The sequence below is a fragment of the Neobacillus sp. MER 74 genome, from assembly GCF_023714155.1.
In genome coordinates, this window is record NZ_JAMAUV010000059.1 from 1 (window position 1) to 1,450 (window position 1,450).

Genomic DNA, 1,450 nt, shown 5'->3' on the forward strand with positions numbered 1-1,450 from the left:
CGGGCGTGCCGGGGAGCCTCCTGATATGAACGAAACTGTCAAGGCTCCCTACTTAAACTCGGTTTTGGTTTATTTTTGACCAACTCTAAGAAGAGAAGCTATTTTCGCTTCTTCGCTTACTTGGTTAGATAGGTAGCCGTTTAAGGCTAGGGTAGCTCCTTCTTTAGCTTACTGACCATTTCTCATCTCTTTGAATGGCTGTCAAGTGCTCTCCTTGACAGCCATTCAAAGAGATGAGACACTTTTTTAAGCTAAAGTTGGAATAATCCTCCCTCCTTCATTTTTCTTAGAATAGATGTTAAGGACACGGCACGAAGGCAAAAACTTCTACTGCGGTTAGCGCTCTGATATTCGTGGGTTTTCACATTTTATCTTTCCGTATAAAGGCCTTATCCACTAACTCGTGACGTGCGTTAATCTAATTAGATATAGCACAGAGGAGGCACGTGGGTTTTCCTTTCCGGTTTTTCTCTTTGCCTTCGAGCCCTATTCTCATCCATCTATTTTCTTACTAATGCACTCATATCATAGAGAATCGTCTTCATTAAGCTGTTGGTACTACCTCATCAATTTCCTGTGTGATTGCCCAAATAAAACCCGCTAACTCTCTCGCTACTGCCGTGATTGCTTTACCGCTTTCTTTTCCTCTTGATAACAATCGAAAATATTTCTTATGTAGCCGGTTTTGTGCTTTCCAGGATATTGCCAGAACGGTTGGCGATTGTCCATTTTGTCTCTTTTGTAATTCACCCTTTATTGACGGCTTATATCGATAACTCCAAGCTGACTCCACCAATAGACGCCGCACATGACGATTCCCTGTTTTGGTGATCCTTCCTTGTCTTCTGCTTTCACCACTCGAAGATTCACTAGGTACTAAACCCAGATACGCCATAAACTGGCTAGCGGTTGAAAAACGTTTAAAAGAACCAATTTCTGCTGCAATACTTGTTGCTGTAATAAGTGCTACGCCTCTTAATGCTTGTAAAGCTTGGATGGTTGGGGCATGAACACTGTCCGTTGCTTGTATTCTGATTTCTTCTTCTAATCTTAGGACTCGTTGTTGTATCTCTTTAATTTGATGATAGTATTCTTGATAAACCACTTGTAGTTTAGAGTTTTCAAACTTTAACGTGTCCAACCATCTATAGTACCTAACGGTCCATTTTTTTCCCTTTAATGGTGGTTGGATATCATAACGAAGTAAAAACTTACTTAATCGGTGTTTAGCTCTTAATTCGTCTTCTTTTGCATCTTCTCGACATCTAACAAGATCTCGTAAAGCTTCATCTTCTGGAGTAGGAACGTAAACAGAAGTTAATTCTCCCGCTCGATATAATTGAGCGAGTCGAACGGAATCTCTACGATCCGTTTTAATACGCTCACCAGGTTTTTTAGGAATTAAAGATGGCGCTATAACCATACAGTGAATATTTAGAGTAAGGAATAA

Annotated in this window: 1 protein-coding gene; it reads right to left on the bottom strand. The window is 40.4% G+C overall.

Annotated elements, in window-relative coordinates; all coding sequences use genetic code 11:
* Window positions 1-544: 544 nt before the first annotated feature.
* A partial coding sequence (locus M3610_RS27390; protein WP_251463621.1) for an IS110 family RNA-guided transposase occupies window positions 545-1,450 on the bottom strand: 906 nt, incomplete at its 5' end.